15 protein-coding genes, 4 tRNA genes and 2 pseudogenes are annotated in these 22,217 nt (G+C 68.7%); 9 read left to right on the forward strand and 12 right to left on the reverse strand.

What is annotated here, in order from left to right:
- Positions 1-174 precede the first annotated feature (174 nt).
- Positions 175-1,098, reverse strand: coding sequence for an RNA polymerase sigma factor SigJ (gene sigJ / locus LTV02_RS28065; protein ID WP_233034830.1), 924 nt, complete (start codon positions 1,096-1,098; stop codon positions 175-177).
- A gap of 91 nt (positions 1,099-1,189) precedes the next feature.
- Between sigJ and LTV02_RS28070 the strand changes: the two genes are divergently transcribed.
- Together LTV02_RS28070 and LTV02_RS28075 are read left to right on the forward strand one after the other, a co-directional pair.
- On the forward strand, positions 1,190-1,771 hold the full coding sequence (locus LTV02_RS28070; RefSeq protein WP_233034831.1) for a GNAT family N-acetyltransferase: 582 nt from the start codon (positions 1,190-1,192) through the stop codon (positions 1,769-1,771).
- Positions 1,772-1,774: 3 nt separating this feature from the next.
- Positions 1,775-2,317 carry an SAM-dependent methyltransferase gene (locus LTV02_RS28075; protein ID WP_233034832.1) on the forward strand — a complete coding sequence of 181 codons (543 nt, stop codon included), beginning with the start codon at positions 1,775-1,777 and terminating at the stop codon, positions 2,315-2,317.
- A gap of 118 nt (positions 2,318-2,435) precedes the next feature.
- Here the strand turns inward: LTV02_RS28075 and LTV02_RS28080 are convergent, their stop codons facing one another.
- The 3 genes from LTV02_RS28080 to LTV02_RS28090 all read right to left on the reverse strand — a co-directional run bounded on the left by LTV02_RS28080 (position 2,436) and on the right by LTV02_RS28090 (position 5,062).
- Positions 2,436-3,527 carry a 3-deoxy-7-phosphoheptulonate synthase gene (locus tag LTV02_RS28080; protein ID WP_233034833.1) on the reverse strand — a complete coding sequence of 364 codons (1,092 nt, stop codon included), beginning with the start codon at positions 3,525-3,527 and terminating at the stop codon, positions 2,436-2,438.
- A 270-nt stretch (positions 3,528-3,797) separates the two neighbouring features.
- The gene (locus LTV02_RS28085) at positions 3,798-4,160 is read right to left on the reverse strand and encodes a PH domain-containing protein (RefSeq protein WP_067722976.1); all 363 of its coding nucleotides are present in this window, start codon (positions 4,158-4,160) and stop codon (positions 3,798-3,800) included.
- Between the two features lie 20 nt (positions 4,161-4,180).
- Positions 4,181-5,062 (reverse strand): oxidoreductase, encoded by an 882-nt coding sequence (locus tag LTV02_RS28090; protein ID WP_233034835.1) that lies wholly within the window; start codon positions 5,060-5,062, stop codon positions 4,181-4,183.
- Positions 5,063-5,221: 159 nt separating this feature from the next.
- Here LTV02_RS28090 and LTV02_RS28095 point away from each other — a divergent pair, with 159 nt between their 5' ends.
- Both LTV02_RS28095 and LTV02_RS28100 read left to right on the forward strand, forming a co-directional pair.
- Positions 5,222-5,386, forward strand: a complete 165-nt coding sequence (locus LTV02_RS28095) for a DUF5993 family protein (protein ID WP_233034837.1) — start codon at positions 5,222-5,224, stop codon at positions 5,384-5,386.
- Complete coding sequence (locus LTV02_RS28100; RefSeq protein ID WP_233034839.1) at positions 5,383-6,042, forward strand: disulfide bond formation protein B; 660 nt, start codon at positions 5,383-5,385, stop codon at positions 6,040-6,042. The genes LTV02_RS28095 and LTV02_RS28100 overlap by 4 nt, the downstream gene beginning before the upstream one ends.
- Here LTV02_RS28100 and LTV02_RS28105 read toward each other — a convergent pair.
- A complete protein-coding gene (locus tag LTV02_RS28105) occupies positions 6,039-9,641 on the reverse strand; it encodes a non-ribosomal peptide synthetase (RefSeq protein WP_332909602.1) in 3,603 nt (1,200 codons plus the stop codon). The two genes, LTV02_RS28100 and LTV02_RS28105, sit on opposite strands and share 4 nt — an antisense overlap.
- Before the next feature lie 675 nt (positions 9,642-10,316).
- A pseudogene (locus LTV02_RS39525) lies at positions 10,317-10,610 on the reverse strand (phosphopantetheine-binding protein); the annotation flags it as partial.
- Positions 10,611-10,667: 57 nt separating this feature from the next.
- On the opposite strand from LTV02_RS39525, the gene LTV02_RS28110 reads away from it, so the two are divergent.
- The gene (locus LTV02_RS28110) at positions 10,668-12,287 is read left to right on the forward strand and encodes a (2,3-dihydroxybenzoyl)adenylate synthase (protein WP_269821564.1); all 1,620 of its coding nucleotides are present in this window, start codon (positions 10,668-10,670) and stop codon (positions 12,285-12,287) included.
- A 111-nt stretch (positions 12,288-12,398) separates the two neighbouring features.
- Positions 12,399-13,268, forward strand: a complete 870-nt coding sequence (locus LTV02_RS28115; protein WP_233034843.1) for an oxidoreductase — start codon at positions 12,399-12,401, stop codon at positions 13,266-13,268.
- Between the two features lie 26 nt (positions 13,269-13,294).
- Here the strand turns inward: LTV02_RS28115 and LTV02_RS28120 are convergent, their stop codons facing one another.
- Positions 13,295-14,626: a salicylate synthase gene (locus tag LTV02_RS28120; protein ID WP_233034845.1), complete on the reverse strand. Its 1,332-nt coding sequence runs from the start codon at positions 14,624-14,626 to the stop codon at positions 13,295-13,297.
- Between the two features lie 212 nt (positions 14,627-14,838).
- Between LTV02_RS28120 and LTV02_RS28125 the strand changes: the two genes are divergently transcribed.
- Both LTV02_RS28125 and LTV02_RS28130 read left to right on the forward strand, forming a co-directional pair.
- The gene (locus tag LTV02_RS28125) at positions 14,839-17,208 is read left to right on the forward strand and encodes a glycerol-3-phosphate 1-O-acyltransferase (RefSeq protein WP_233034847.1); all 2,370 of its coding nucleotides are present in this window, start codon (positions 14,839-14,841) and stop codon (positions 17,206-17,208) included.
- Positions 17,205-18,755, forward strand: coding sequence for an HAD-IB family hydrolase (locus LTV02_RS28130; RefSeq protein ID WP_233034848.1), 1,551 nt, complete (start codon positions 17,205-17,207; stop codon positions 18,753-18,755). Before LTV02_RS28125 ends, LTV02_RS28130 begins: the two co-directional genes overlap by 4 nt.
- Before the next feature lie 65 nt (positions 18,756-18,820).
- Here the strand turns inward: LTV02_RS28130 and LTV02_RS28135 are convergent, their stop codons facing one another.
- The 5 genes and pseudogenes from LTV02_RS28135 to LTV02_RS28155 all read right to left on the reverse strand — a co-directional run bounded on the left by LTV02_RS28135 (position 18,821) and on the right by LTV02_RS28155 (position 21,004).
- Positions 18,821-19,522, reverse strand: coding sequence for a polyprenol monophosphomannose synthase (locus tag LTV02_RS28135; RefSeq protein WP_067723004.1), 702 nt, complete (start codon positions 19,520-19,522; stop codon positions 18,821-18,823).
- Between the two features lie 435 nt (positions 19,523-19,957).
- Positions 19,958-20,031, reverse strand: a tRNA-Phe gene (locus LTV02_RS28140).
- A 34-nt stretch (positions 20,032-20,065) separates the two neighbouring features.
- Positions 20,066-20,139 (reverse strand) — tRNA-Asp (locus LTV02_RS28145).
- A gap of 33 nt (positions 20,140-20,172) precedes the next feature.
- Positions 20,173-20,245 (reverse strand) — tRNA-Glu (locus LTV02_RS28150).
- 92 nt (positions 20,246-20,337) lie between these two features.
- A pseudogene (locus LTV02_RS28155) lies at positions 20,338-21,004 on the reverse strand (TetR family transcriptional regulator).
- A 1,119-nt stretch (positions 21,005-22,123) separates the two neighbouring features.
- On the opposite strand from LTV02_RS28155, the gene LTV02_RS28160 reads away from it, so the two are divergent.
- Positions 22,124-22,196: transfer RNA gene (locus tag LTV02_RS28160), tRNA-Lys, on the forward strand.
- Positions 22,197-22,217: the final 21 nt, after the last annotated feature.

A 22,217-nucleotide genomic window follows, 5' to 3' on the forward strand; every position in this document is an offset into this window, starting at 1 on the left:
CGCGACCCGGAAACCGGTGGCCGGGGCTGGTCCGCCGCCCGATCGGGATTTCGGCTCGGGCTGATCGCAGGGCCGGTGTTCGGGTGCGCACACATTGATGCGGCGCGGTCGCGAAATCGCGGCCGCGCCGTTCAGTCCGGATGCCGCCCCCACGCCAGTGGCCACCCCGCCAAGTCAGTGCGGCACCCGAATACCTGTCAGCTTAGCCGGATTGGCCAGATCGTAAGCGCCCCAAATTTTTCCGTCTTTCACGGTGAAACCGAAAACTCTGGTCGGCGTGCCGTGGTACCCGTCGCCCGATGCGCGCTCGTGTACCAGCAGCCCCAATTGCCCGTTCACCAGCACCAATTCGTTCGCCTTGGCCAGCCGCTCCGGGTCGCCGACGCCGTGCAGGCGCTGGATGCCCAGCCACAGCCGCGCCACCTTCTCCGGCCCGGACACCACATTGATGGTGGTGGAGGTGGTGCCGCCGGCATCGCCGATGGTGTGCACGTCCGGATGCAGCAGCGCCACAACGGCATCCATATCCGCCCGCGCCAGCGCCGCCAGCAATTGCCGCACCAGTGCCTCGTGTTCCGCGTCCGGGGCCGGTTCCGGCGTTCGCGCCGCCGCCTTGCGCGCCCGCGCCGCCAGCTGCCGCGCGGCATCGGCGGTGATCCCGAGGATCTCGCCGATCTCGTCGAACGGCACCGCGAAGCCTTCGTGCAGCACGAAGGCCACCCGCTGCGGCGGCGTGAGCCCGTCCAGCACCACCAGCGCCGCGAATCGATAGTCCTGTTTGCGCACCAGCGCGGCCAGCGGATCGGGTGTGCTGGAGGGTTGCCACGCGGTCACGATGGGTTCCGGGAGCCATTGCCCCACATACTGTTCCCGCCGCGCCGCGGCACTGCGCAGCCGGTCCAGGCAGATGCGGCCGACCACGGTGGTGAGCCAGGCCCGCAGGTCCTCGATCTCGTGCTGCCGGGCCACCGCGAGCCGTAACCAGCTCTCCTGCACCGCGTCCTCGGCATCGGCGACACTGCCGGTCAACCGGTAGGCCACCGAGAGCAGATGCGGCCGATGGGTTTCGAACAGATCGGCGAGAAGAGCGGCTACCACCGGCCAAATGCTACGGACCCGAACCGACACGACCGCCACCGGTCTCGGAAACCTTCCACCTCGCCCCCGCCTTCCGTGCCAGCATGACCCGGTGGACCCGCATGCCCTGACCGACGGTTCGGTATGGCTTTCGCCGCCGGCCGTGCCCGATATCGACGCCATCACCGCCTGCTGTCAGGAGCCGTCCATTCCGGAGTGGACGACCATGCCGTCCCCCTACCATCGCGCCGATGCGGAGAAATTCGTCTACGACTTCGTACTGCCCGGCTGGGCGGGCGGCTCCCCCACCTGGGCGCTGCGCCGCGGCGAAGGTCAGCCGGTGGTGGGCATGATCGGGCTGAGCCATATCGATTCGCGGCGCGAGTCCGGCGCCGCCGAGGTGGGGTTCTGGATGTCGGGGCAGGCGCGCGGGGCGGGCTTGATGACCCGCGCCCTGAACCTGGTCTGCGCGGCCGCGTTCGATCGGTCGTTCCTGGGTCTGGAGCGCATCGAATGGCGGGCCATCGTCGGCAATCACGCCTCGGCCGCGGTGGCCCGCCGGTGCGGTTTCACCTACGAGGGCCTGCTGCGCGGCGGCTGCGTGCAGCGCGGCGTGCGCCGGGACAGCTGGATCGCCGGCCGCCTGCACACCGATCCGCCCGGTCCCGCGCCGGACTGGCCCGCGGGGGTGTGAGCGGTGGCCAGAGAATCCAGATTCGAGTGGATCGCCGACACCATGGATCTGCGCCCCGGCGATCACGTGCTGGAGATCGGCGCGGGCTCCAGCCCCTCGGTCACCTACCTGTCGGCGCGGCTGCCCCGGGGCCGCATCACGGTGGTGGACCGCTCGCCCACCGCCATCGCCAGATCGGCGAAAAAGCATGCCGCGCTGCTGGATTCCGGGATGCTACGGGTGCTGGAAGCCGAATTCGGGCAGCTGCGCCCCGAGACCGTACTCGACCGCCCCGGCGATCGTTTCGACAAGATCCTGGCCGTCAATGTGAACCTCTTCTGGACCGGCCCCGCCACCGCCGAACTGGCCCTGATCCGCGACCTGCTCGCCGCCGACGGCACCCTGTATCTCGTATACGGCTACGGCACACCGGAATCGAGCGATCATCCGTCGCCGCGCCCCACCTCGGCCCGCCTCTCCGATTCGCTCTCGGCCGCGGGTTTCCGGGTGCACGTGATCACCTCCGGCGATCTGCTCTGCGCCATCGCCGCACCCCGCGGCGACTGAGCCCGGATACGCGTTCGGCGCACCCCCGCCGGACTGGGGGTGCGCCGAACGACTTCCGCGCGCCGGACCGCTCAGGGGTGAGCCGGACTCACCGAACAGCGGCGCGCGAGCCTATCTTTCAGGCCGGCAGCCCGCGGCGCGCGGCCACGGCGTCGGCGAGCCGCTCGAGCTGGGCCGCGGTGACGTCCCAGTCGATGCAGGCATCGGTGATGGACTGCCCGTAGGTGAGCTCCTCCGGGTGGCCCAGGGTCAGGTCCTGCCGGCCCGCGACCAGGAAGCTCTCCATCATCAGGCCGACCACGGTGCGCTCGCCGGCGGCGATCCGGTCGGCGATATCGGTGACGACATCGACCTGCCGGTTGTGATCCTTGTTGGAGTTGCCGTGCGAGGCGTCGACCACCAGGCGCTGCGGCAGCGACGACTTCTCCAGGCGCAGCAGGGCTTCCGCGCAGGAGTCGGCGTCGTAGTTGGTGCCGTTGCTGCCGCCGCGCAGGATGACGTGGCAGTCCGGGTTGCCCGCGGTGCGGATGAGCGCCGAACGCCCGTCGAGATCGGTGCCGGGGAACACGTGGCTGGCGGCCGCGGCGCGCACGCCGTCCACCGCGACCTGCACATCGCCGTCGGTGCCGTTCTTGATGCCGACCGGCATGGACAGCGCCGAGGACAGCTGGCGGTGCACCTGGCTGGCGGCGGTGCGGGCGCCGATCGCACCGTAGGACACCATGTCCGCGATGTACTGCGGGGTGATCGGGTCCAGGAACTCGCACGCCACCGGCAGCCCGAGCCCGGTGATGTCGACCAGCAGGCGGCGGCCCAGCACCAGACCGGTGTTGATGTCGAAGGATCCGTCCAGGTGCGGATCGTTGATCAGGCCCTTCCAGCCCAGCGTGGTGCGCGGCTTCTCGAAGTAGACACGCATGACGATGTGCAGCCGGTCGCCGAGTTCGGCGGCCTTCACCGCGAGGCGGCGGGCGTAGTCGATGGCGGCTTCGGGATCGTGCACCGAACACGGGCCGACGACCACCATGAGGCGGTCGTCGTCACCATTGAGCACATCGACGGTGGTCTTGCGACCGGCGCGCACGGTATCGGCGAGCACATCGTCGATGGGGTGGGCGGAGCGCACTTCGCGCGGCGACAGCAGCGGACTGACGCTCAGCGTGCGCTGATCGTCGAGGTCGGCATGTTTGTCGAGATCGGCGAGAGTCATGATCGTGGGTTCCTGTTCTCAGGCCGGCCCACGGAGATTTCGTGGTGAAAACCCTTGCAGCCGGTCTGTGTTCGTCCGGCTCGGGGTGGAAGAGGTCAGCGCGAGGTCACGCCGCTCGGCCCACCCGGGGCCGGCTGGCTAAACCAGAAATACACGCGCTGCATGGCGGCGACTGTACCAGAGATGACACAGCGTGCGTATGACGTGCGACACCCGGGGCAAACGTCGCCGGGAAACCCGTCCCACCTGCTGGGATTCGGGCTCGGGGCCTCAGGAGGCGATGTAGTGCAGGATCACGTCGTGCACATGGCGGGTCTTCTCGTCGCCACGGAACTGCACCTCGTAGGTGTGGTGGCCGGTGCTGATGGCGATCTGCCCGGAGGAGAACCACTGCCCGGCGAACGATTTGTTGGCCACCACGCTGATGCTGCTGATCCGCGAATACGGGATGGAGGTGATGGCGACCTTCTTACCCACGAACGAATTGTCCTGGATGATGACGCGGCGATCGGTCAGCCCGAGGAACCCGGTCCCCACCCCGATCGCGTCGTAGACGGCAATGATCTGTTCCCCCGGCAGCAGCCCGTTCTGGATCTTCTCCAGTTGTTCCCGCCGGTCGTACGGGATGTTCATGTCCCCCAGCGTATTCCGATCTAGCGGCGCGTGAAGGGGAAGCTGACTTTGGTGAGCTGTTCGGACAGTTCCCAGAGCCGGCGCGCGGTCACTTCGTCGCGCGCGGCGGAGGTGGAAGACGACCGGCCAGGATGCCCGCGTAGGCCGCGCAGACCGGTGGGACCGTAGAACTCGCCCGGCTCCACTTCCGATGTGGCGGCGAAAAGCGAAGGCAGCGCACCCATTTCGGCGCTCTGTGCGAAGAGCTTGTTGCCCAGCGACAGGAACCGGTCCTGGATGGACTCGGTGTGCCCCTGCAGATCGGTGGCGGCGTAGCCCGGATGCGCGGCCACCGAGAGCTTCGGCGAACCGGAGGCGGTGAGGCGGCGCTGCAGTTCGAAGGTGAACATGAGATTGGCCAGCTTGGACTGCCCGTAGGCGGCCCAGCGCTGATAGTTGCGCCGCTCCCAGTTCAGATCCTCGATATCGATGCGTCCGATGGCGTGCATGCCGCTCGACACCGTCACCACCCGATCGCGGATCTTGTCCAGCAGCAGCCCGGTCAGCGCGAAATGACCGAGATGGTTTGTGCCGACCTGCATTTCGAAGCCGTCGGCGGTGCGCTTGAGCGGCACCGCCATCACCCCGGCATTGTTGATCAGCACATCGGCCGATTCGATGCCGTCGGCGAATTCGCGAATGGAGGACAGGTCGGCCAGATCCAGGCGGCGCACCTGCACGCCCGCGCCGATCCGGTCCGCGACGCCGCGCGCCTTGATCTCGTTGCGGCAGGCCATGACGACCTGCGCGCCCGCCCCGGCCAGCGCCCGGGCGGTGACCGCGCCCAGACCGCTGTTGGCACCGGTCACGATGAAGGTGCGCCCGGTCTGATCCGGGATGTCGGTGATGTCCCAACCACTCACCCGGTCGAGTCTAGGGGCGGGCGGGCGTCACCGCCGGGTCTCCGTCCGCACGGTTCGGCGCCGATGGTTAGCCGATGCGTTGCGAACGGTCTCGCCGCAACGGCGTGTCCCTCAACGTGTTAACCGTCTCTACCAGCCCAAACAGGTACGGTCCGCGATATGGACACGCTCATAGTCGCGGGTTTGCTAGCCGTGGTCTATCTGATCTGGAAACAGGGATCCCGGCGTTCGTTCCTGACTCTCTGGTGGGTGGTCGCGCTGGTGACCGGCGCGCTGCTGAAGTACCACATCACCAGCAGCCTCGGATTGGGGCTGACCTGGTGACCGAGACCGATATCGAGATCGAGGTGAGCCACTCGCGCGGTGGCGTGCTGGGTCGGCTGCAGTATTGGCTGGCAGTGATTTTCGTGGTCGGCTGGACCGGCGTGGTGTGCGGCGGGCTGGCGGTGCAGTTCTTCAACTGGGAATACCCGTGCCCGCTGTGCATGATCCAGCGGTACTTCATGTTCCTGGCCGCGCTGGGCGGGGCCTACATCGTGCGCAAGGGCATGACCGGGCTGATCGAACCGCGCGATTACGCGGTCGGCTGGGGCCTGGCCATCGTGGCCTGCTTCGGCGGCGGGTTCACCTCGTGGCGGCAGACCATGCTGCACATCCTGCCCGGTGATCCCGGCTACGGCGGGGCGGTGCTGGGGCTGCATCTGTACGTGTGGGCGTGGATCCTTTTCGTCGCGGCCATCACGACCATCGGTGTGGTGCTGTCGTTTTCGTGGTCGACGGCGGCCACCGCCATTCCGGCGGCGCCGCATCGGCTCATCGGGAAGCTGGCTATCGGTTTCTGCGCGCTGATTCTGGTGGTGAATCTGGTGGCGGTGTTCCTCCTGGAGGGCTTCCACTGGGTACTCCCGGACGATCCCGCCTGCTACAAGTTCTTCTACGACCTCCACATCCTGAAAGACGGCTGCGAGCTGCCGGGCTAGGAGAGCGCGAGCACCTCGTCGTCGGACATGGCGGCGACCTCCAGGTAGAGCGCGGCGATCTGCTCCAGGCGGCCCGCGGCACCGGCGCGGCGCTCGCGCTCCAGCAGGCGTTCGGCGAGCCCGGCCACGGTGCGGGCGGCGAAGAAGTCCGAGACCACCGTGTCCGGCGATTCCAGCCAATCGCGCACCCGGGCCACCACGGCGGTGGCGAGCACCGAATCGCCGCCCAGGGCGAAGAAGTCGTCGGTGACGCCGACCCGGTCGCGCTCCAGGACGCCGGCGACGATATCGGCCAGGGCGCGTTCGGGATCGGTTCGGGGAGCGACGAATTCGCGTTCGGACTCGTCCTCCGCGAGCAGGCCTCCGATGGCCTTGCGGTCCGGCTTGCCGTTCGAGGTGAACGGCAGTTCGGGCAGCAGTTCCAGGCGGCCGGGGATCATGTAGGCGGGCAGCAGGTCGGCCAGGGCCTCCGTCAGAGCCGTTGTGTCCAACGTGATTCCGTCGTTGGCGACGACCACCGCGGCGAGCTTCGGCGCGGACTTGCCGACGATCGCGGCGATGGCGTGACGGACGCCGGGCAGGGCGCGCAGGGCGCTCTCCACCTCGCCGAGCTCCACCCGGTAACCGCGGATCTTCACCTGATGGTCGGCGCGGCCCAGGAATTCCAGGGTGCCGTCGGACAGGTAGCGCGCGAGATCGCCGGTGCGGTACCAGTTCACGCCCTCGTGGGTGACGAACCGGTCGGCGGTGCGCTCGGCATCGCCGCGATAGCCCGCGGCCACGCCGTCCCCACCGATCCACAGCTCACCGGTGACCCAGTCCGGGCAGTCGTGCCCCGACGGGCCGACCACCCGGCAGCGCACATTGCGCAGCGGGGTGCCGTAGGGCACGGCCGACCATTCGGCCGGGACCTGGGCGTTCACCACTTCGCAGATGGTCGAGTGGATGGCGGTCTCGGTGGCGCCGCCCAGGCCCGCGAAACGGCAGGCGGGCGCGACGGCGGCGAGCCGCGACGGCAGCGCCACATCCACCCAGTCGCCGCCCAGGATCACCATGCGCAAGCTGTCCAGGGGCTGCCCGGCGGCGGCCTCGAGGGTCATATCGAGCAGGCTCGGCACGCAGTTGAGCACCGAAACCCGGTGCCGCCGCAGGATTTCCACCCAGCGGGCCGGATCCGCGCGCTGGGTGTCGTCCACCGCGACCACCGCGCCGCCGGCGCTGAGCAGCCCGAAGATGTCGTACACCGAGAGGTCGAATTCCAAGGCGGACAGGGCGAGTGCGCGATCCGCAGTGCCGATCCCGAACCGCTCGTTCAGGTCGTCGATGGTATTCATGGCCGCCCGGTGAGGCACCTCCACACCCTTGGGCTTACCGGTGGATCCGGAGGTGAACAGCACGTAGGCGATCTGTTCCGGATCCGGCAGCACCGGTTCGGCCAGCGGTTCGGCGAACACCCGCGCCTCGGCCAGCGGAATCGCCCGAACCTCGGGCACCTCGCCCCCGGCGGTCAGTATCGCGACCGCCTCACCGGTCCGCAGGATCTCGGCGCGCCGGGCGGCGGGCTGGTCGAAACCAACCGGCACGTACACCGCACCGGCGGCCAGCACACCGCAGATAGCCAGGACCTGATCCGCCCCCTTCGGCAACTGCACGGCCACCGAATCGCCCTGCCGCACACCGGCCGCGCGCAGCGCACCGGCCACCGCCAGCGCCTCCGCCGCGAGCCCACCGTAAGTGAGGCTCCGAATCATATTGCCCGGAAGCGGATTCCACTCGCCATCCGCTCGATCCCGGCCGTCGACCGCACCCACCGCGGCTACCGCCGCAGAGTCGCGACCGGCCGGTTCAAAGTTTGCCGACGCGAACGCCTGAACCCCGGTTTCCCAGATCACAGCGGCCGCATCCGGGTGCTGCGCGGCATGCGCGAACAGCCCCGCGTGCAGGACACGCCCACTCACCGGCCCGTCGGTAGCGTTCACCCGTGCCCGAATGACGGCCTGTTCCACCGGAATCCGCACGGCCGCGTCGGCATCCCACCCCGCATCCCCGGCGACGCCCCGCCGCGGCACGGGGGCGGCAGCAGCCTGCTCCTCGCCACCAGCACCACCCGGCACGGCAGTAACTACATTCGCGGCAGTGGCCATACTCGCGGCATCGGTCAAGGTTGCGGCAGGAGCAGGGGCAGCGGTCGCCGATTTCCTTGTTCCGACAGCGTTCTCGGAGGTTGCCGAAGCGTCGAGATCAGCGGCCGGGGCGGCGGGGAACAGCGGACCGGTCTCCTGGGAGCTGGAGCCCGCCAGGCGCAGGACGGCTTCGATGTAGCGGGTGAACATGGTCTCGACCATGTGCGCGGGGAAGGCGTTTTCGCGGACGTCCCAGTTCAGCAGGAGGCCGCCGCGTACCTCGGTGACCTGGGCGTCGAGGAGCACCTGCGGGCCCTGGGAGATGATCCAGACGGGATCGCCGAAGGTTTCGGTGACCTGGTCGCCGAAGAGTTCGCCGAGGTTGATGGCGCTGGTGTAGACGATGGGGGCGAGGACCGGTTCGCCGCGGTGGCGGCCGAGGTCGCGCAGGACCTCGAGTCCCGAGTACGCGGAATGCGCTCCGGCGGTGTGCAATTCGCGTTGCAACGCCTGCGCCCGCTCGGTGACGGTGGCGGGCTCGGTGACGTCGACTTCCAGCAGCACCGAGGAGGTGAAGTCGCCGATCACGCCGTCGACCTGCGGATGCACCGGTTCACGGTGGAAGAGCGGCAGATTCAGCAGGAACCGCCGCTGCGCGGACCAGCCGCCGATGGTTTCGGCGAAGACGGAGGCGAGGGCCATGGCCGGGGTGATGCCGCGCGCGTGCGCATTGGCGAACATGCGCGCCTTCGCCTCGGGCGAGAGCCAGCGATGGAAACGCACGGTGCGCGCCTCGGCGTCCGGGGTCTCGAGCGCACGCGGAAGTTCCGGTGCGCCCGGCATTTCCGGCAGTCGCGCCTGCCACCATTCGCGGTCGGCCGCATGCTCGGGAGCGGGCGCGGAATGCTCGGCCAGGTACTGCCGGAACGTGTACTCCTGCGGCGGCAGCTGCTCACCGTGGTAGAGCCGCGCCAGGTCGGCGATGAGAATCCGGTAGCTCATGGCATCCGCCGCGAGCATGTCCACATCGAGGTGGAACCGCGTACGCCCCTCGGGCAGCAGCGTCAGCGCGATATCGACGACCTGCCCCTCCTCGACCGCCATCAACTGATGAGTCCGCTTGTCCCGCAACTCCCCCAGCACCCGCTCGGCCTCGGCCGCCGTCGCACCGCTCAGATCGGTGACACTCCACACCGGCCGCCCCGGCCGCTCCAGCGTCTGCTGAGTCCCGTCCGGCAGGAACCGCGTGCGCAACATCGGATGCCGCCGCACCAGCGCCTCCACCGCCCGCCCGAGCCGCTCGGCCTCGACCCCCGCACCGTCGAACTCGACATACAGATGCGCCGCGACCGCCCCGAGCTGCTGCCCATCGGAGCGCCCGATCCAATACGCGTGCTGCATGGGCGCCAGCGCGAACGGCGTGCCGTCATCCGGCACCACCGCGGCGTGACCGCGTTCCGCACCCGCCGTGGTCACCGAGTCACCCTGCACCGCGCCGAAAGCCGACACATCGGCGGCACCGACGATCCCGCCGTCGGCCGATCCCGCGAGGTTCGCACCGGATCCCGAACCCGCGACCGTCGCACCAGATCCCGAACCCGCGACCGTCACAGCAGATCCCGAACCCGCGACCGTCACAGCAGATCCCGAACCCGCGACCGTCACAGCAGATCCCGAACCCGCGACCGTCACAGCAGATCCCGAACCCGCGACCGTCACAGCAGATCCCGAACCCGCGGGCGTCGCACCGGATCCCGAACCCGCCGAGGCCGCGCCGGCAGCCGCCTTCGAAGCGTCCGCGCCGGAAACCGCCGCATCGGCGTTCGCAGCGGAGGCGAAACCTGCACCCGCCCTGCCCGAAGCCACGCCCCTGGCGGACGTACCGGATGTGACGGCGGAGGCTGAATCCACCTCCGGCGCAGCGGAGCCGGCGGGGGCGAGGAAGGCTGGGGAGTTCGCGGCCGCCGCACCGGGCGCGGGGGTGGAACCGGCCGCGCCTACGACGGTTCCTTCCCCGGCTTGCGCCGGTGCGGCGGCCGTGCCCGCGTCGCCGCCGTCGATTGCGGCGTCGTCCCCGCCGAGCATTCGATGCCAGGCGGCGACGGTGGGTTCGGCGGCGAGCTGGGCGAAGTTGACGGCCAGGCCGCGCTTGCGCCAGGAGCCCGCGAGTTTCATGGTGCGGATGGAGTCCAGGCCGAGCTGGATCAGGTCGTCGTGGTCGGCGATGCCCGCGGCGTCGAGGTCGAGGTGGCGGGCGATGGCCGCGCGGATCTCGTCCTTGGCGATGCCGCCCCCACTGGTCCGGCCTGCCGGTAGGCCCGGTGCTGACTCCATTTCCGCTGGTGCTCCTTGTCTGAGGCGGCGGCCGGCCCGGGTCGACGCGGCGGGCGGCGCCACTGGCGATCCGGCGCGAAACCGGACTTGTCGAGCAGCAGCGTAACCCATTGAGATAGGGTTGCCTAACCTTTGTAATCGCACCCTTACCCGCTAGAGGCCAGAGCTGTGACATCGATTTCCACCGCCGCCGGGCACCACCGCGACGGCTTCGTGCCCTTTCCGACCGAACTCGCCGAGCGCTACCGGACGGCCGGGTACTGGGCGGGACGCCCGCTCGGCGAGCTGCTGCGCGACGCGGCCCGGCGGTGGCCGGAGCGGCCGGCCCTGCTGTCCGATACCGGCGCGCCCGTCACCTACGCCGCCCTCGACGCGGCGGCCGACCGGATGGCGCACGGCTTCCGGAAACTCGGCCTGGCACAGGGCGATCGGGTGGTCGTGCAGCTGCCCAATGTGCCCGAATTCCTGCCGGTGCTGTTCGGCCTGCTGCGCGCGGGGATCATTCCGGTGCTCACCCTGCCCGCGCATCGCCGGGCCGAGATCGAGCATCTGAGCAGGCTTTCCGAAGCGGCCGCCTATATCGCCGCGGACAGCTTCGGCGATTTCGACTATCGCGTCCTCGCCGCCGAGGTGCAGGCCGCGGTCCCGGCCCTGCGGCACGTGCTGGTGCACGGCGATCCGGGCGCGTTCACCGCCCTGGATTCCATTCCGGCCGACGGTGATTCGCTCCCCGAGGTGGACGCGAGCGATATCGCCCTGATGCTGGTCTCCGGCGGCACCACCGGCCTGCCCAAGCTGATCGCCCGCACCCACGACGACTACACCTACAACGCGCAGGCCAGCGCCGAGGTGTGCGAACTCGGCCCCGAGGACGTCTACCTCGCGACCCTGCCCGTCGCCCACAACTTCCCGCTGGCCTGCCCGGGCGTGCTCGGCACCGTGGCCACCGGCGGCGCCATGGCCTTCGTCACCGATCCCAGCCCGGAGAACGCCTTCGCGGCCATCGAACGGCATCGGGTGACGGTGACCGCGGTGGTCCCGCCGCTGGCCCAATTGTGGTCCGCCGCGGTCGATTGGGAGGACGCGGACCTGTCCTCGCTGCGCCTGCTCCAAGTCGGCGGCGCGAAGCTGGCCGAGGTCAATGCCCGCGAGGTCACCCCGGCGCTGGGCTGCCGCTTGCAGCAGGTCTTCGGCATGGCCGAGGGACTGCTCAACTACACGCGGGTGGAGGATTCCGACGACATCGTCTGCACCACCCAGGGCCGCCCGCTGTCCCCCGGCGACGAGGTGCGGGTGGTGGACGAGGAGGGCAACGACGTCGCCGACGGCGAGGAGGGCGAGCTGCTGACCCGCGGCCCGTACACCCTGCGCGGCTACTACCGTGCGCCCGAACACAATGCGCGCGCCTTCACCCCGGACGGCTTCTACCGCAGCGGCGATCTGGTGCGGCGGCTGCCCAGCGGCCACCTGATCGTGTCGGGCCGGATCAAGGACGTGATCAATCGCGGCGGCGAGAACATCTCCTGCGACGAGCTGGAGGAGCACCTGCTCGCCTATCCGGGCGTCCGGCACGCCGCCGCCGTGGGCCTGCCCGATGCGGCGCTCGGCGAAAAGGCCTGCGCGGTACTGGTGGTGGAGGGCGAGATGCCGACTCTCGCGGCGATCAAATCCTTCCTGACCGAACGCGGCCTGGCCACCTACAAGCTGCCGGATGTGCTGCGGCAGGCGGACACGCTGCCCGTCACCGCGGTCGGCAAGATCGACAAGAAGGCGCTGCGCGGAGCCTAGCCGGGCGTTCCGCGCAACCCGGGCGCCACTGACCGGAGTCGTTGCGGCCGTGTGTATTCGATCACGGTCGTTCGGCACGACAGGCCCGCGCCCGCATCATAGAGTTTGTCTATGGGTGGGTGGACGACAGCTGATATCCAGGATCTGACCGGCAAGACCTACATCGTCACCGGAGCCACCAGCGGCCTCGGCGCGGCGACCGCGCGCGCCCTGGCGGCGGCCGGCGGACAGGTGATCATGGCCTGCCGCAACGAGATCAAGGGCCAGGCGGTCGCGAAGACCATGCACGGGCGCGGTCAGGTGCGGGCGCTCGATCTAGCCGATCTCGCGTCGGTCCGCGCCTTCGCCGAGACCGTCGAACACGCCGATGTGTTGATCAACAACGCGGGCGTGATGGCGGTGCCGTTGAGCCACACCGCCGACGGGTTCGAAATGCAGATCGGGACGAACTTCCTCGGTCATTTCGCGCTGACCGGCCTACTGCTGGACCGGATTTCGGAGCGGGTGGTGTCGCTGTCCAGCCTCACCCATCTGATCGGGCACATCGATCTGGACGACCTGAACTGGGAGCGCCGGCCGTATCAGCGTTTCGGGGCCTACGGGCAGTCCAAACTGGCCATGCTCATGTTCACCTACGAACTGCAGCGCCGGCTCACCGCCGCGGGCAGCGCCAAGCTGGCGGTGGCCGCGCATCCCGGCTACGCCGCCACCGAGATCAATTCCAAGACCCAGAACTTCCTGGAGCGCTTCATCTCCCTCGGCAATCGCCTGATCGCGCAGAGCGCCGAAATGGGCGCGCTGCCAACCCTGTACGGCGCGGTCGCCGACGCCCGCCCGGGCGCCTACTACGGCCCGGAATGGCTGGCCTGGCGCGGCCACCCCGTCCGCAATGCCTCCAGCAACGCCTCGCACGACGAGAAAACCGCCCGGCAGCTGTGGGAGCTGGCCGAGCGGCTGACCGGAGTCGAATTCCCGCTCTGACGGCGGATTTCGGACGAGCGTCAGGGTCAGGCACGCACCACGTACGGCGCGACGCTGCCCAGCTTCTCGCAGGTCTCCTCGAATTCGCGTTCGGGCTTGGACTGCCCGACCACGCCGGCGCCGGCGCGCAGCCACGCCCCCGCACCGGTCTGGTAGACCGCGCGCAGCACCAGCGTCGCCTCCAGCGCACCGTCCGGCGAAACCGTCACCACGGCACCGGAATACAGCCCGCGGTCATCGTGATCGAGGCGGAACACCGCGTCCACGCCGGCCGCCTTGGGGATGCCGGAGGCGGTCACCGACGGGAACAGCATTTCCAGGGCGTCCCACGGGCTGCGATCGGCGGCCAGCACACCCTTGACCGTCGAGGCCAGGTGCTGCACGCTGCCGCGCTCGCGCACCGCCATGAAATCGGACACCGCGGTGGTCTCCGGTTCGGCCACGGCCGCGATCTCGGCGAACGAGAGCTGCACCGACAGCGCGTGTTCCACGATCTCCTTGGGATCGCGGACCAGATCGGCGCGGGCCGCCTCGTCCACGTCCGCGCCGCGCCCGAACGCCCGGGTGCCCGCGAGGGGCTCGGTGGTCACCACGCGGTCGCCGTCCACGGCCGCCACCAGTTCCGGACTGAACCCGGCCGCTTCCAACCCGCCGAGGCGCAGCAGGAAGGAGCGCGCGGGCGTGTTGTTGACCCGGCCCAGGCGGTAGGTCTCCGGAACGTTCACCGCGAACGGCAGTTCCACCTTCCGCGACAGGATGACCTTCTGGTACTTGCCCGAATTGATCTCAGCGACACCGGCCGCCACCCGGTCCCGGTACCCGGTCGGGTCGACGGTCACATCCACCGGATGCGCCACCGGCAGCGCGCTGCCCTGGGCATTCGCGATCAGCTCGTGGATATCGGCGGTCTCGGCGGGCGTCGCCCCCGACACCCGCACCCCGGCGGCGTCGATGCGCACCTCGATGCGCGGAATCATCAAGTGCGCGAGGGTGGCCCGCGGATGCACGTGCGCGGTCGCGCCCAGCGACCAGGCGCAGAACTCGAAGCCGATCCAGCCGTAGGCATTGCGCCGCTGCGGAAGTCCGGCCAGCGCGCGATCCACGGCCTGCGCCGGGCTGCCGTCCCACGGCCCGGCAGCGGTCTCGCCGTCCCAGGTGACCCGCAGTTCACCGGCATCGAGTTCGATGCCGCCGAGCGGATCGGCCGCGAACACCCACGCACCGGGCTGTTCGTAGACCACGTACTCGCCGAAGCGATCCGCTGCCGCCAATGCGGTCACCGCGGCCACCGGATCGGTGACGTGCTCACCCCACCGCTGTTCGCCCCCGGCTCGTACCCGCTCGTCCGCGACCGTCACCAGTCCTCCAAGGTTAGCTTTACCTTACTCAACTCGAGTGAGGTTAGCATTACCTTTCCAATAGGCGCGAGGCCGGCCGAGCGAGCTCGATCACTCCGCTCGACGACACTCCGAATCCCGCGGGCCGCTGGGTGAATTGACCGACCCGACCCGCCGCGACCACCCGATCGGCTTGAATGGGATACGGCGGTCCACCTGCGGAGGGAACGAAGATGCTCGATCACGACAGCCGGCTCCCCCGGGCCGCCAGCACACCGGGTTCCGTGGTCGCCCTGGTGGACGCGGCCGGGCAGGTGGAACGCGAACTCGTCGGCAATTGGCTGGCCGAAGGCGGCATCGCGCAGGAATTCGGCACCAGCGCCCCCGTCACCCAGCTCGACCTCGACCCCGACGCGGTGACCGCGCGCCTGGTCGGGCGCAGCGACGATCCGCTCGTGGTGCCGGTGCGGGTGCTGTGGCTGCCGCCGGAACGAGACGGCGTGCGGCGCACCACCTTCAACGATCTGCTCACCCTGACCAATCCGCGCAAACCCAACCGGTTCGTGCAGCGGCGGCTGCTCGCCAAGGCGCCCGACCGGCACCTGGTGCTCACCGGCGCGCCTGCCCGGCTGAGCGAGCTGCGGGCCAATAATCCGGGATCGGCCGGAGCGCCGGAAGCCTTCGCGCGGGCCATCGTTCGCGCCGGGATCGTCGCCCTGGAACGCGCCGAACGCGCGGTCATCGGCGACCGGTACAAGGTGCCGCGGCTGGTGGCCGAGGAGATCCTGGACTCACCGGAATTCCTGCGGCGGCTCGACGTCATCGCCGAAGCCACCGGCACCCCCGCGCGCGAGGTGTACCGGCGCGCCGAGAAGGCGTTGAAGGAACTGGTGGCCGCGCAGAGCCGACTGGTATCGGACCTGTTCACCCAGGCCATGCGGCCCGTGCACGCCTCCACCTGGAAGGTGGACAGCGACGAGACCGGGCTGGACCGGCTCAAGCACCTGAACCGGCGGTACCCGCTGGTGTTCCTGCCCTCGCACCGGTCGTATGTGGACGCCTTCGTGCTCGGGGACATTCTGGCGCGCAACGACTTTCCGCCCAATCACGTGGTGGGCGGGGCCAATCTCAAGTTCTGGCCGATCGGGCCGATCGCCCGGCGCACCGGCACCGTGTTCATCCGCCGCAGCTTCGGCGACGACGAGGTGTACAAGGCGGTCGTCGAGGAGTACTTCGCCTATCTGCTGGCCAAGCGATTCAATCTGGAGTGGTACTTCGAGGGCGGGCGCACCCGCACCGGCAAGCTGCGGCCACCGCGCTACGGCTTGCTGAATTACCTCGCGGCGGCACTGCGGTACAAACGCATCGACGATGTGATGCTGGTGCCGGTGTCGATCACCTACGAGCGGCTCAACGAGATCGGGGCCATCGCCGACGAGCAGACCGGCGGCAGCAAACAGGCCGAGGGACTGGCCTGGCTGGCGCGCTACGTACGCAATCAACAGCATTCGGCCGGACACGTGTACGTCCGGTTCGGCACCCCGCTGTCGGCGCGGGAAAGGCTGACCGCGCACGGGGATCCGCTCACCGCGCACCCGCCCGTCAATGCCCCCGACGACGTGGTGGAGCTGGAACAGAAAGCGGTGCAACGGCTCGCGTTCGAAGTGGCCGTCGGCATCAACGACGTCACGCCGGTCACCGTGAACGCGCTCACCACGCTGGTGCTGCTGGGCGTGCACGAACGCGCGCTCACCCGAACCGAACTGCGGGCCGCCATCGCACCCGTGCTCGGGTATCTGGAGAGCCGGGACCTGCCGCGCGGCGAACTCGCCACCCTGCGCGACGATCACGGGCTGGCGGTGGTGCTGGAACAGCTGGCCGTGGCCAAGGTGGTGACCGTGTATCGCGGTGGGCTGGAACCGGTCTACTCGATCGGCGCGGGCGCGCACCTGGAGGCCGCGTTCTATCGCAACAGCGCCGTGCACTGGTTCGTCAACCGCGCCATTCTCGAACTGTCGGTGCTCACCGCCGTCGAAGCGCCCGAGGGCGATCAGCTGCGGGTCGGCTGGGAGACCGCCTACCGGCTGCGCGATCTGCTCAAGTTCGAGTTCTTCTTCCCCGAACGCGCCGAATTCACCAGCCAGCTCACCGCCGAGATGCTGCGCGTCGATCCGGAATGGCACCGGCGCACCGCGGCCGGGACCGTCGGCACCGAAATCCTGGCCAAGCTGGCCGAATCCGGGTTCATCATGGCGCACCGGGTGCTGCGCTCGTTCATCGACGCGCAACTGGTGGTGGCCGAACGGCTGGCCGCGAGCGATCCGGCGGCGCCGGTGGACAAGAAGGCGCTCGTCGCCGAAGCGCTCAGCGTGGGCAAACAGATGCTGCTGCAACAGCGTCTGCACAGTCCCGAATCGGTGTCCTCGGAATTGTTCGGCAGCGCACTCAAACTCGCCGACAATCACGGCCTGCTCGAACTCGGCGACGATCCGGCCGAGCTGGCCGAGCGGCGCGCCCGGTTCGCGGCCGAACTGCGGGCCATCGGGGCGCGGATCTCGCGGGCCGCCACCCTGGACCCGTCCAATCGGCTGGACACGCTATGACGCATCGGGCCGGCGATTCGACACTGTCCGGAGGCGATGCGCTGCAACCGACTCCGCTGGAACCGGGGCTCGGCATCACCCAGCAGCCGGTCGGAACGGTCAGCCTGGACGACACCCTGGCCGCGATTCGCTCCGGGCCGCAGGGGCCGCGCATCGCCGCCGTCTTCGATTTCGGCGGCACCGTGGTGGCGGGGTTCAATCCGCCCGCGCTGCCGAGCCGGGTGCTGCGGCGGCGCAGTAGCGAACGCACCCGCACCGCCGAACTGCTGGGCGGCATCCGAGGGGCGCGCAGCGAAGGCGAATACGAGCGGTTCCTGCAGCAGATCATGTACTCCTGGGCGGGCGTGCCGGAGGCCGAACTGGAAAAGCTGGGCGCACAAGTGTTCCAGCGCACCGTGTACGGGCACCTGTATCCGGAGGCGTGGCGGCTGGTGCGCGAGCACGAGGCGGCCGGGCACACCATCGTGCTGGTGAGTTCGCTCACCCGGTATCAGGTGCGGCCGGTGGCCGCGGAGCTCGGCATCCCGCACGTGCTGTGCACCACCATGGCGGTGCAGGACGGTGTGCTGACCGGGCACGTGGAAGGAAAACCGCTGTGGCGCAACGGTAAGGCCGATGCAGTGCGGCGGTTCGCCGGCGCGCACGATATCGACCTGGAACACAGCTGGGTGTACGGCGACAGCGCCGCCGACCTGCCGCTGTTGCAGCTGGGCGGACAGCACGTGGCGGTGAACCCGGATCCCCGGGTGCTGCTGGAGGCCGCCGAGAAGGATTGGCCGGTACTGCATTTCCGGCCGCGGCAGTCCCCGGGCGCGGCCGACTACGCGCGCACCCTGGCCGGATTCACCGGACTGCTCGGCGGGGCGCTGTTCGGGGTCGCGGCCCAGGCGCACACCAAACAGCGCCGCCGGATGGCGGATTCGATGATGACCTACGCGGCGGACTCGACACTGCGCGGTACCGGCGTGCGGGTCCGGGTGAGCGGGGCGGAATACACCCGGTCGCCGCGGCCGGCGGTGTTCATCTTCAATCACCAGAGCCAGTTCGACATCGTGGTGCTGGCCGAGGTGCTCGGGACCGGATTCACCGGCATCGCCAAGAAGGAGATCACCAAGAACCCGGTGTTCGGGCCGCTCATGCGGTTCGTCGAGGTGACGTTCATCGACCGGGCGAATTCGGTGGCGGCCAAGGCGGCGCTGGCGCCGGTGGTCGAAACCCTGCGCGGCGGACTGTCGGTGGTGATCGCGCCGGAGGGCACCCGGTCGCTGACGCCCAGTGTGGGACCGTTCAAGAAGGGCGCGTTCCACATCGCGATCCAGGCCGGGGTGCCGGTGATTCCGGTGGTGATCCGGAACGCCGGGGAAATCGCCTGGCGGAATTCGGCGATCGTGCGCAAAGGGGTGGTGGAGGTGGCGGTACTGCCGCCGATCGACGTCAGCGGCTGGAATCCGGCCGAGATGGACGCCGAGGTGGAGAAGGTGCGTCAGTTGTTCGTCGAGACCCTGCTGCACTGGCCGGATCTCACCCAGCCCGGCGCACCGGACTGAGTTCTGCTGGATCCGGTCCGCGTTCGCGACCCGTCAGGGCCGCGAGCGCGAACTCCCGGAGTAGGTCAAACCTGCTTGCCGAACAGTAGCTTCCACGGCATGAGAGCCGATTCCAGCTGCACCTTCAGGCTCATCTTGGAGGCGCCCAGGGTGCGCTCCTCGAAGCGGATCGGCACCTCGGCGATCTTGATGCCCTTCTTGACGGTGCGGTAGTTCATCTCGACCTGGAACGAGTAGCCGTTCGACTTGATCGAGGCGACGTCGATGGCGCGCAGCGTATCCGCCTTCCACGCCTTGAAACCGGCGGTCGCGTCCTTCACGCCGAGCCGCAGGATCATGTTCACGTAGAAGTTGGCCCAGGCGGACAGCGCCTTCCGGTACCACTTCCACTCCTCGGCGGTGGAACCGCCGGGCACATAACGCGATCCGAGCACCACGCCCGCGTCGGTGGTCTCCAGCTTCTCCAGCATGGCCGGGATGACCTCGGCCGGGTGCGACAGGTCGGCGTCCATCTGGATCACCACGTCCGCGCCCTCGTCCAGTGCCTTCGTGATACCGGCGATGTAGGCCCTCCCCAGGCCGTCCTTCTCCGTGCGGTGCAGCACGCTCACGGCGTTCGGCAGATCCGCGGCCAGCTTGTCGGCGACCTCGCCGGTGCCGTCCGGGGAATTGTCGTCCACAACCAGCACGTGCAGATCGGCCACCGGTAGTGCGGTCAGCCGCTCCACCGCCACCGGCAGGTTCTCGCGCTCGTTGTAGGTCGGCACCACCACGGTCACCTTCAAGGCAAAGCCCTCCCGCTCGTTTCTTGCCCGTTTCAGCTCAAGAAACGGTACTTGATAGGTCTGAGCACCACATGACCGCATCATCAGGGGGGCGCCGCGGCATCACCGCGTCATCAGTCTTCTTCCGCGTCGGCCGCCCTGTTCCGCGCCTTCGCGATCTCCAAAGCCCTTTCCGCCGTTGCCTTGTCAGGATAGGGCCCCATCCGGTCCCCCACCCACCCCTGCTTCCCCTGCACGGCCTGATGAGTGGACAAGTCGTAGTACCAAGCATTATCCGAGTCAGCCATGACTCCAGCATGGCACCAAGATCAGCTCCCCCACACCCGAACACGCAGACAAGCCTTGGGGGTGTGGGGGCTTGCCCCCACATAACAAAAAAGAAGGCCGCCCCCGGAGGGGGCGACCTTCTGAAGGTTGTGGCCAGAGCCGGGATTGAACCGGCGACCTTCCGCTTTTCAGGCGGACGCTCGTACCAACTGAGCTACCTGGCCGGAGGCACCCAACTGAATGCCATCGCTAGTCTTGCGACCCTGACGGGACTCGAACCCGCGACCTCCGCCGTGACAGGGCGGCGCGCTAACCAACTGCGCCACAGGGCCTTGCTTGCTCCGACAACCATGTCTCCATGGTTGTACCCCCTACGGGATTCGAACCCGCGCTACCGCCTTGAAAGGGCGGCGTCCTAGGCCGCTAGACGAAGGGGGCCCGGCCAGATTGCTCTGGACCGTTGCTCAACGGCATCCGTTGGGAGCGGAGATAGCTTATGACAGCATCCGCCGTAATCCCAAATCCACTGGTCAGAGACCCAAATTGAGATCTTCCAACCGAGCGGACACCTTCCAGCCCACGCGCCGGAACTCCTCGATCCACTCCGGCGTCGCGGTGGCGTCGATGACCACCTCGAGCGCTTCGGCGAAACGGGAGCGCAGATCCACCGGACCGCCCAGCACATCGGAGATATAGCGCTGGCCCGCGAGGGCCGCCGCCAGGGTGCGGGTGAACCGGTCCGGATCGGCGTCCGGGCGCAGCTGTTTGTGTTCGGTCGCGCGGACCGCGAGCAGCCGGATGGACCGCCCGAGGATGCGGCCGCCGCCGGCCTGGATGTCGCGATAGAACTCCGGTTCGATGATGAGCCGGAACTCCGCCTGGATGATGATGTCCGTTCTCCAAGCGCAGCGCGATCTCGTCGATCATGCCGTGCAAGGTGTCCAGTGGCCCGAGATCGCCTCGGGCGAGCCATCTTTCAGTCGAGGCGCGGTAGCGGTCCACTGCGGCTTCCAAGACCGCCCGCGCCAGATCCTCCTTCGAGTCGAAGTGGAAGTACATGGCGCCCTTGGTCGCCCGGGAACCTTCCAATATGCGGTTGAGCGAAGCAGCGGCATAGCCGCTCTTCCCGAACTCAACGGCGGCGGACCTGATGATCGCCGCGCGTGTCCGGCGGGCCCGCTCTTGCTGCCGTGCCATGCTCGAAACGCCTCCGAAGCTAGCTACCGCCGCAAACCTTTTCAAAGTTGCGACGCAAAGTTACGTGTCTTTCAAATACTTTTGAACGGGCTTTTGCCCGAATTACCAAACTTTTGGTACGAAAAAGCGCGAAAAACTTGAAACACACCAACTGGTATAGTTTTTCCCGCCCGGGTGCACCGCAGGGGGTGCGCACCCGGGCGTTCACGTCGTGTCGGTAGTCCTCCCGCAGCTTCATCTGTTGTGGAGCCGCGATCGGCACGACCGGTCGCGACACGTTCGGGCACATCAACGATAAGCCGAATCCCGTGCCGCCGGGGCAATCCCGGTTCTTCGGGAATTCACCAGTCGGTCAAGTTACCCGGAAAGCGCACCCTGCGTGAGGTGTACCGGAAAGTCAGTTAGCCAGACCGCCCCCTATCGTGCACCGCAATTTCGCAGCTACCGAATGGGCGATTGGTCCGAATAGCTGAATTCGCCCATATCCCAGTGATGTTCGGCCCCCGGCCCGGCAGACCCGATTCCGGGCGCACCGCACCGGCATCGCGCCCGGACCCGCGCCTTCCCCGCGGCGACGGGCCCGTACGATCCCCTCCCCCGACACCAAAAAGCTTGCCACACATCACCATTGGATGATATTCACACGTGGCCGCCACGAAACAAACTGAGTGGCAACACGATTGCCGAGCGCCGTCCGCCCGCAGGCATGCGCGCGCTCACCTCGGCCCCGCGACACGCCGTCGCGGCGCCCTGCCGGGCCGCGCGGGCGCGTCCCGTCATTGCAATCAGACCCCCCAGCCCGCTTGGCGTGTCCCCCCACCGACCGGTCCGAACCTTCACAACCTCTCATCGTGCCTCCGCCGGTTACCGTCACCGACAGATTCCGACCGGTTCGGCACGTGCCGTCATCGGTTCGGCACACCGTGTCATCGCGCGCTCCGGCGCCCGCCGGTCCGCCCGCACCGCGCACCGCGCCGCCGCGATACCCGGCCGGCCCCCGTGGCGCGCCGCCGCTCCCTCCGCGTCGACCGCCATGACCTGCGCAAACATCAATGGCCCGAGCACAATCGGATACTCGTTTAACACTTGTGCACACGGCGCACTACACTCACATCCCGCGCCCCTATAGCTCAGTTGGTAGAGCTACGGACTTTTAATCCGCAGGTCCCAGGTTCGAGCCCTGGTGGGGGCACTCGGTCGCGCGGGGCCCGGA

This window comes from Nocardia yamanashiensis, from assembly GCF_021183565.1.
GTDB lineage: Bacteria > Actinomycetota > Actinomycetes > Mycobacteriales > Mycobacteriaceae > Nocardia > Nocardia yamanashiensis.

Coding starts and splice junctions, on each gene's coding strand:
- LTV02_RS28125 (WP_233034847.1), top strand. CDS start 14,839: ATGCTCGATCACGACAGCCGGCTCCCCCGGGCCGCCAGCACACCGGGT.
- LTV02_RS28130 (WP_233034848.1), top strand. CDS start 17,205: ATGACGCATCGGGCCGGCGATTCGACACTGTCCGGAGGCGATGCGCTG.
- LTV02_RS28080 (WP_233034833.1), bottom strand. CDS start 3,527: ATGACTCTCGCCGATCTCGACAAACATGCCGACCTCGACGATCAGCGC.
- LTV02_RS28085 (WP_067722976.1), bottom strand. CDS start 4,160: ATGAACATCCCGTACGACCGGCGGGAACAACTGGAGAAGATCCAGAAC.
- LTV02_RS28095 (WP_233034837.1), top strand. CDS start 5,222: ATGGACACGCTCATAGTCGCGGGTTTGCTAGCCGTGGTCTATCTGATC.
- LTV02_RS28115 (WP_233034843.1), top strand. CDS start 12,399: ATGGGTGGGTGGACGACAGCTGATATCCAGGATCTGACCGGCAAGACC.